Annotated in this window: 7 protein-coding genes; 3 read left to right on the top strand and 4 right to left on the bottom strand. The window is 47.6% G+C overall.

Features of this window, described 5'->3' with window-relative positions; genetic code table 11:
* Positions 1-237: 237 nt before the first annotated feature.
* The 4 genes from argJ to psbI form a co-directional block, all read right to left on the bottom strand.
* Entirely contained in the window at positions 238-1,485 is a 1,248-nt protein-coding gene (gene argJ / locus RMO84_RS12765; protein ID WP_310488832.1) for a bifunctional ornithine acetyltransferase/N-acetylglutamate synthase, read from the bottom strand.
* 426 nt (positions 1,486-1,911) lie between these two features.
* Positions 1,912-3,297: a 16S rRNA (cytosine(967)-C(5))-methyltransferase gene (locus RMO84_RS12760; RefSeq protein WP_310488831.1), complete on the bottom strand. Its 1,386-nt coding sequence runs from the start codon at positions 3,295-3,297 to the stop codon at positions 1,912-1,914.
* 323 nt (positions 3,298-3,620) lie between these two features.
* Positions 3,621-5,690, bottom strand: a complete 2,070-nt coding sequence (locus tag RMO84_RS12755) for a DUF3769 domain-containing protein (protein WP_310488830.1) — start codon at positions 5,688-5,690, stop codon at positions 3,621-3,623.
* 41 nt (positions 5,691-5,731) lie between these two features.
* Positions 5,732-5,851: a photosystem II reaction center protein I gene (psbI, locus tag RMO84_RS12750; protein ID WP_310488829.1), complete on the bottom strand. Its 120-nt coding sequence runs from the start codon at positions 5,849-5,851 to the stop codon at positions 5,732-5,734.
* A gap of 50 nt (positions 5,852-5,901) precedes the next feature.
* On the opposite strand from psbI, the gene RMO84_RS12745 reads away from it, so the two are divergent.
* The 3 genes from RMO84_RS12745 to cruG all read left to right on the top strand — a co-directional run bounded on the left by RMO84_RS12745 (position 5,902) and on the right by cruG (position 8,413).
* Complete coding sequence (locus tag RMO84_RS12745; protein WP_310488828.1) at positions 5,902-6,057, top strand: hypothetical protein; 156 nt, start codon at positions 5,902-5,904, stop codon at positions 6,055-6,057.
* A 244-nt stretch (positions 6,058-6,301) separates the two neighbouring features.
* Positions 6,302-7,210 carry a gamma-carotene 1'-hydroxylase CruF gene (cruF, locus tag RMO84_RS12740; protein ID WP_310488827.1) on the top strand — a complete coding sequence of 303 codons (909 nt, stop codon included), beginning with the start codon at positions 6,302-6,304 and terminating at the stop codon, positions 7,208-7,210.
* Positions 7,211-8,413, top strand: coding sequence for a 2'-O-glycosyltransferase CruG (cruG, locus tag RMO84_RS12735; RefSeq protein ID WP_310488826.1), 1,203 nt, complete (start codon positions 7,211-7,213; stop codon positions 8,411-8,413).
* The last annotated feature ends 455 nt before the right edge of the window (positions 8,414-8,868 follow it).

Genomic DNA, 8,868 nt, shown 5'->3' with positions numbered 1-8,868 from the left:
GAAGTCCCCCTTTTTAAGGGTGATTTAGGGGGATTCACACCAATTTCGCTTCTCACCAAAGATGTGTATACACGGTAGCCTTAAAAAGGGGGACTTAAAATCCGGTTCCTGCCTTTTAAGGGGGCTAGCGGCTCGCGCACGCCTTTGTTTCCCGACTGTTTGGTTCAAGACAGCGAGACAAGACAGGGGGGATCGTCTAGGGTTGGAGCTTAACAAAATTGAGTTTTCAGACATCCTCTAAGTAGTATATTCAGCATTAATCTTGACATAGTCATAGCTGAGATCGCAGCCCCAGGCGATACCCGACCCACTCCCATTACCCACACTCACCGAAATAAGCACCGTATCAGTCTTAAGATACTCCCCTTGAGTAGCCGCCTTGAGATAATTACTAGCTGCCACGCGATCGAACTCCAACGGCTGACCGTTAGCCATTAACGGAATATCGCCTAGACTCACAGCCAAATTATTTTGGTCGAAGGATACGCCAGCTTTACCCGCCGCCATCGCGATCCGTCCCCAGTTAGGATCGTGCCCGAATACCGCCGCTTTGAGCAACGAAGATCCGGCAATTTCCCGAGCGATTTGCCGTGCCTCACGATCGGTGGTCGTCCCTAACACTCCCACTTCAATCAAACAGGTAGCACCTTCCCCATCGCGCGCGATCGCTTTGGCGAGATACTGACACACCGCCGTCAGCATCGCTTCGAGTTTATCAGCTTCGGCTCCGGCTTGGACGATCGCGGGAGTCCGCGATTCACCATTGGCAAGGGCGATCAGCGTGTCATTGGTACTGGTATCGCCGTCTACAGTAATTTGGTTGAAACTCTTGTCAGCAGCGCGACCGAGCATTTGTTGCCACAACGTCGTCGAGACGGCGGCATCGCAAGTCACGAACGCCAGTAATGTAGCCATATTGGGATGAATCATCCCCGATCCCTTAGCCATCCCGCCAATCCGCACCACTCGATCGCCAATTGTCGTTTCCAGCGCGATCGATTTACTCACCAAATCTGTCGTCATAATCGCCTTGGCGGCAGCATCCCCACCCGTCGGCGAGGCGGCGGCAATCAAACTCGGAATGCCAGCGATTAAAGCATCCATTTTAATCCGCTGACCGATTACCCCAGTTGACGCGAGCAAGACTGCTGCAGGGGGGATATTGAGGGCACTAGCTAATGCATTGGCACTGGCGATCGCATCTGCCCACCCACCTTCGCCAGTAGCGGCATTTGCCTGCCCCGAATTGCAAAGAATGGCACGCGCGCTGCGCTCGATCGCTAGTTGTTGGCGGCAATACTCGACACAAGCCGCTCGTACCTGACTGGTGGTAAACACACCAGCCGCGATCGCGTCTACATCAGATACTATCAAAGCCAGATCCGGCAATCCAGAAGCTTTGAGTCCGGCGGTAATTCCCGCTGCTCTAAAGCCTCTGGGTGCCGTTACGCCCCCAGCAATTTCGCGCCAATCCATATCAGTCATATCCGTTAACAGCTACTATTTATCAGCATACTAGAAGTGTGTGTAGGTATTGGCTCGGGTAGCAGAATCGATCGCGATCGCCAATATTACTACTAATTTCGCTCAAAGTATTGATAAAGATTCTCAATTAATGTATAGTAATTGCAGGTTCTCAAGTTAGCCACTCATCTCGACAAGTCACACGACCGCAATCGGGGATGGATGACTGGTCACTGACAGCATTGGTTCGCTTGAGTCTGATAGTCATTAGTTTGACGTTCTCCTCTCTAAAATTAAGGATCGGTAAATTCGGATCGGCGAGCGTATGCTCGCGGTTCGATTTTTTTGCAGTCAATTAGTTACTAAGAATAATTACTATTAATCTATAGCAAATAATTGAAGATCTCGATGTCACATACAGATCGATGGCCAGTCAATCTAGCTCGGCTAAGTCGAGCGGCGAAGTTTGACCATAAAAAAGCCATCCATCTGCTGGCGGTGCGGCCAAACCTTCAGCCAGCCTCGATCGCTAGCCAGATGCGCGAGGGGAAATTCTGCTGGCGGACGCTCGATCTGCCATTCGGGATGAGTTTTTAAAAACGGTTCGATGACATCCTCATTTTCGATCGCGCAAACCGTACAGGTAGCGTAGACTAGTACGCCACCCGGTTTGACCCAAGTGGCGGTATTGGCGAGTAATTTTGCTTGCAATTGTGCCAATTCCTGAATTTGCTCCGGTGTTTTTTGCCAGCGCGCATCGGCTCGACGGTGGAGCGTTCCCAAACCGGAACATGGCGCATCTAGTAATACGCGATCGGCGGTATTAATTAATTCATCAAAACCACAACTATCGCCAGTGAGAATTTTGACTGTAGATAAATCTAATCGGTCGAGATTTTGTTGCAATTTCTTCAAGCGCGACGCGGTTTTATCGAGTGCCAAAATCGTGCCCGTATTACCCATTAATTCGGCAATATGTGTCGTCTTGCCACCAGGTGCCGCACAAGCATCAATGACAACTTCACCAGGTTGAGGATCGAGTAAATGAGTCACGAGTTGCGCGCTACTATCTTGGATCGTCCACCACCCTGCTTGGTAGCCAGGTAATTGACTAATTGCCCCGACATTACCAACAAAGCGTAAGCCTTGCGGTACATCGGGAATAGGGATAGCGTTAACCCCCGCAGCTTCAAAGATCTCGATTAAGCGATCGCGTCGATCCTGCAATCTGCCAATTTGCGGCGTATCTAAGCCCAAGTTTGACTCAATTTTCAGGCTATTAACTCGCAGATCGATCGTCGGGACGCGATTGAAAGCCTGACATAATTCCGCTGTTTCAACCTCACCTAATTCGGCAATCCATTGGGCGATTTGCCAGTCAGGAAAGCTATATAAAATACCCAGCCGCGCGATCGGATCTGCTGGTAAATCCAAGACCTCTTGCCGATCGTTTTGCAATCGAATATATTGGCGTAAAATTCCATTAACGACACCAGTTAAACCGCCAAGTTCATTAGTTTTGGCTAAGTCTACCGTCGTATTCACCGCTGCTGAATCAGGGATACGATCGAGATATCTAAGCTGGTACAATCCCAACCGTAATAAATGCCGTAAATTAGGCGGTTGGCGATGGGCTGGTTGTTTGGCTAATCGATCGATAATCGCATCTAAGGTACGCTTGCGGCGCACGATCCCATTGACTAATTCGGTGAATAAATGGCGATCGAGATCTGATAATTGAAATTTACTTAATAATCGATCGACTACTACATCTGTAAAGCTACCAGTCTCCAAATCTTTGAGGGCGTATAATACTAGTTGGCGAGGGTTCATATTAATTGATAGTTGATAGTTGATAATTGATAACACTCGATAAAGCAGTTAGTTGATAATAGCGTAGGGTGTGTTGTCTTGACGCACACAACCTGGAGGACACCTCCAGGTCGATGCGTCGCTATCGCACAGCGTAACGCACCGAATTAGCTAATGATGATGTCGATAATTTGTATCTAGTAAATATTTGAGTATAGTTACCTAATAGTCGATAGTCGATCGCATAATTTATACTCCGGATCGCTCGCCATCTGCATTAAAATATGACAGTACTCATCTTCGATAGGTAGTACGTTACTGTTTTAAATTCAGTTTTTAAATTACTAAAATTTTGGCGCAGATCCATCCCAATTGAAATCATTGAGCCTAAAGCCGATCGAACCCAGTCCCAGCACTGGATTATAACGCACGACCAAATTGTAAGTTCTGCGGCTGTATTCTACATAATAATCAGTACTAATTTGTTGGCCGGAATTTACATCGAAAGAGGTTTGAATTCCTAATCGGAACGGGCCGCTAATTTGTTGATTGATGCCTGCTGATAAGACTCGATTATTTACTAAGCGATCGAATAAGAAGGGTGAAGTCCCAGCTCCTGGATATTGTTGATAGTAATTTATATTAAATCCGGTATAGTCAAAACTCGATTTTGAGAAATTACCAAGCTGACCCTGAATACCAACGTTATAGCCTATAAATGATTGACTATCACCATTACTATAGCCACTATACCCACCTTTAATTCCAGTATTAAGTTGGAGATAAGGAACGACGGGAATGGGGCTATAGTTATAAGTTTCTTTATTATCTGCGGGCAAGCCTCGACCCTCCCACAGTCGGAAACTTTTAGTTAGATTTGCTTCAGTTTGATAGCGTTCTAGTGTTGCCAGACCGAGAGCTGTATTCGCACTAATTATATTTTGCCGATCGGTATTAGCGGTAATCAATTGCCCGCCAACTTGATAGTTTAAGTTTACCCCCGTACCGCCGATCGGAATAATACTGGAAGTGAGAATCCCCCCAAAACTAGATTGCACGTCTTGGTAGCCCAACGAACCATTAAAAATTTGTTGACGATAGACAGCTTCTCCCGTTAATTGATGGGGATAACCAAACAAACTGAGATTTTGTCTGATATCGACTCGTCCGCGAAACCGATTGGGAAAGTTATCCAAATCGAAGCCGGTTAATAATGTTGAAGCTTCAACTGTCGTATCTGGGCCGAAATTTCCGACGACATTTGTTGCTACGCCAAATACTGAAGGGTCGAATATTTTAAAACCACTAACTGCTCGTTGGAGATAATATTGCGGGGTAATTGTTACCCGAAATCTGGGATCGAAAACTGGATAATAACTAGTTTGCAGATAGAAGCCGCCGCGATCTGTTGTATCGAATCCAAAATTGGCAAATGGATTAGAAGCGGCATCTTTGCCTAATTTATTCAGTACGAATCGATCGCGCGGGATCGGCACCTCAAAATTGTTTTCGACGTTAACCCGAGCATTATTAACCGTTATCTCGCTTTCTTCGCTATTTACAGTTTTGAACTGCGCTCTGTCGGCTTTGACTTGAAGTTCTGGTGGCGAGAACGGATCGTTAGTAATGCGGACTTTTTCAGCCGTGATGAGGTCGCTGACAAAGTCAACTTTATCAGCTTGAAAGCGCAATCGTGTAATCGTACCGCTGGGTTTGAGGGTCGGCTGATATTCGATATCGCGATCGTTGGTCGTAATGCCAATGCTACCAGTACTTCTAATATTAGTAACTGGTTGGTCTTCCCGCAATCGATCGCTCAATAACGGTTCGGTAAAAGGCTTGTCTGTGACGTTAGCAGGCGCACTTGCCGATTGTGGGGATAAGACATTGAGATCTCTGACTAATGTCGGCTGATAGACATCTCCCCGCGCTTCGAGGATGTTACCGCTATCTTTCTCGAAGTTGTATTCAAATTGCGAACCATAGAGAGTTTGCTTGCCGCGCAGCAGTGAAACATTGCCTTCGGCTGTGGCAATTCTAGTTTTGAGATTGACGCGCAATCTGTCGGCTTTGAGCAAAGCTTTGTTGAAGCGGACGATTACATTACCGTTAGCCGAGACAATTTGCGTATTATTATCAAATTCTGTCTGGCTGGCGTTGAGTTCGATCGTCCCATTGGGTGCGGCAATATCGATTTGTGGCGTGCCAGTGGTACCATCTTGAACGACTTTATAAGTCAATGGTGCCGATTGGCGGCGGACTGGAGCTAATTTTGCCGGAATCGCTGGGGGTGGTACCGATTCAGCCATTATCGGACGTAGAGAAAAACCGATCGAGTAGTAAGACAATAGTAGTAAATACCAAGCGGTTTTCCAAACCCGCTGAGTTACATCCCGATCTGACTTTTTCCCCACGCTGCGATTCCCCTTGGTATGAACTAACGAGCCGAACTATCTTATTCAGACAGATCTCGGTTGGTTGGGTTCCGCGAAGGATCGTTTGACAAGAAGCCAAAGATAAATATGAGCAGAAATACTGCTACTACAATATTAACTACGATTTTAAGGGTTGCCATCGATCGACGATCTCCGTGAGTTTAAGTTAAGTTAACCTCTATCATAACTGATGACCACCCGCTTTCGATCTGGATGGACTGCTGAAGGTGGTTCGAGGCTCTGCCGCCGTCTGAGTGCGATCGCTTATCATCACTGTCTGCCAACGGGTCATGATTCGATCGATCTAATCCTCTTGATAGAGGGCAATCGCGTCTATCGATCGTAAAATTTCCACATGTATGTATTTCGTGTGGTATGAAATCCAGCGATGTGAGTCAAAATTGAGGGGATCGTTGCAATTAACCTTCGTATTACTTAATACTACTAAGTAAAAATTTGTAAGCTATGAATGGTGCCTATCAAATCTGCAAAATTTAGATAGGCTTAACACGATCGAGCGAGTAGTCAGATTCCTACTCCCCCGATCGATCTGCATGAGTTGTAAACTTTAAAAATAAAGATCGCAAGCGATGGAAAAACTTATACGTGTCGAGCGAACTCTTCTAATTGGGCACATCATCTCCATGGCATTTGGGTTAGCCGGAATACTACTGGTATTACCAAACGCTGATTTTATTGCCGCATTGCCCGATTTTGGTAAAACAGCCTTTGGTTTGTCGATGGCTGGTGGCGGTGTCGCATACATGATACTGGGCACTGGCGCGGTAGCGGTATATGCTTATCGAACTCTCGGTCTGTGGCATTGTCTCGGATTTATGGTACCTGCGATCGGCTTGTCATTGGTCGCCGAGTTATTAGGTACCAGTACTGGATTTCCCTTCGGACATTATCATTATCTGTCAGGATTGGGCTACAAAATTGCGGGATTAGTACCATTTACGATTCCCCTATCCTGGTTTTATGTTGGCTTTAGTGCTTATACGATCGCCAGAGCTGGGTTGGAAACCATTGCCATTCCCCAAATCCTCAAATATATCGGCGCGATCGGGTTTGGCTCGCTATTATTAACTTCATGGGATTTTGTCCTCGATCCGGGGATGAGTCAGACGACGATGCCATTTTGGGTGTGGGAACAGCCTGGAGCATTTTTTGGAATGCCCTACGAAAATTTTGTAGGTTGGTTTGGAACTGGGGTTGTATTTATGACGGTCGCTACTTTCATCTGGCGGTTGAAACCGTTAACGTTGTCACCCCAGCAACTCGGCTTACCACTAGCCGTATACACAGGTAACTTTGCGTTTGCGACGATTATGAGTATTACCGCTGGGTTTTATATTACGACCTTGTTAGGATTGGTTTTGGGCATTTTGCCCCTAATGATTTTCTATCAAATGGCGACGACCCAACCTCAGATCCCCGTCACCACCGAACTCGAAGCCGAGGTAATTCCAGTTCAGATCGCCAACGATAATATCTAGATGGATTGGTCGAACAATTTAGGAAGTGCGGCAGTAGTAGGTGCCGGTGCTTGGATGTTACTGTTGTGCCAAGGTGCAGCTACTTTCATCCTGCTGTCGCGATTAATCAAAGGAGCGGTGCGGCGTCCGCCGCTGACACCGCTCGCTAACGCCGATCGATCTGCCGTTGGCAGCGTCAGCGTCGTCGTACCCACACTTAATGAAGTCGATCGGATCGCGCCGTGTTTGACGGGATTGGGGCTTCAGGGCGATGTCGTGCGCGAAATCCTCATCGTCGATAGTAATTCCCAAGATGGCACGCGCGAACTGGTTAAGGAGGCGGGTGAGACGGACTCACGCTTGAAATTGGTGACTGACGATCCCTTGCCTGCTGGCTGGGTCGGTCGTCCGTGGGCGTTGAATTACGGTTTCTTGGCTAGTTCGCCAGACAGTGAGTGGATTTTGGGCATCGATGCCGATACCGAGCCGCAGCCGGGATTGGTAGCGAGTCTGGTGGCGGCAGCCGTGGCTGAAGGTTACGATCTGGTATCCCTGTCGCCACAATTTATCCTCAAGTATCCAGGCGAATGGTGGCTGCAACCCGCACTACTGATGACACTGCTCTATCGCTTTGATTCTTCAGGCGTGAGAGCGCAATCGCCCGATCGCGTGATGGCGAACGGGCAATGTTTTCTGTGTCGGCGATCGGTCTTGGTGCAGTTGGATGGATATACTAGTGCGGCGACATCTTTTTGCGATGATGTTACGCTGGCGCGGAATGCCGCCAGACAGGGCTTTAAGGTAGGCTTCTTGGATGGTGCTAAGGTGATTCGCGTTCGCATGTATGCGGGGATGGCGGAAACTTGGCGGGAATGGGGACGCTCGTTGGATCTCAAGGATGCGACTACTCCGGCGCAATTGTGGAGCGATGTGGCGTTATTAGTCCTCGTTCAAGGTTTGCCGCTACCGCTATCGATCGCGTTTGGAGTGTGGGGCTGGGAGCATGCTAGTCTGAGTGTCCGATTGGCGATCGATCTGAATCTCTTTTTAGTGGCGATTCGCTTTGCGCTACTGTTGGCGGTTTATCCTTCGTATTATCGCGCTCGATTTTCACTAGCGGCGGGGTTATTTTGGCTATCGCCATTGGCCGATCCTTTAGCAGTATTTAGAATTTTGCTTTCTGCCATGAAAAAACCCAAACAATGGCGCGGGAGAGTTTATTAACCTGAGTTCGGGACAACGATTAGCCTGGAGACTATCAGTCTCGGCTAGTAATGCAAAGTCCGCGAAGGCAGACTATTTTTCTAGTCCGCCTTCGCGGACTTTGCATTGTTATCCCCTGCTTGGTGCAAGCCATGGGTCGGAAACCTCCGCGTGGTTGCATCCGCGATTTTAATCGGTGGTGGCATTGGGAAAATCGATTGTCGCCACTAGTGGAATTTTGACAATTGGTAATGTCGATCGATTGTCGCGCTAGATGCGCCAGAGCGCGCTGGATTTCGTTCCATCCAAAGGTGTGAAAAGATATCCAGTTGCTGGCGATCTCCGATGGATTAGGTACCGATCTGAATCGTCGGCTATAATCATTTATAAATATTTTTGAAGATTAATAAACCTGTGGGACAGTACGAACGGTTGGTATTGATGGCGGAAGACGAACTCACTCAATACAGTAGTGA

The sequence above is a fragment of the Chamaesiphon sp. VAR_69_metabat_338 genome, from assembly GCF_031423935.1.
In the GTDB taxonomy this organism is placed as follows: domain Bacteria; phylum Cyanobacteriota; class Cyanobacteriia; order Cyanobacteriales; family Chamaesiphonaceae; genus Chamaesiphon.
This window is presented reverse-complemented; position numbering and strand designations above follow the sequence as displayed.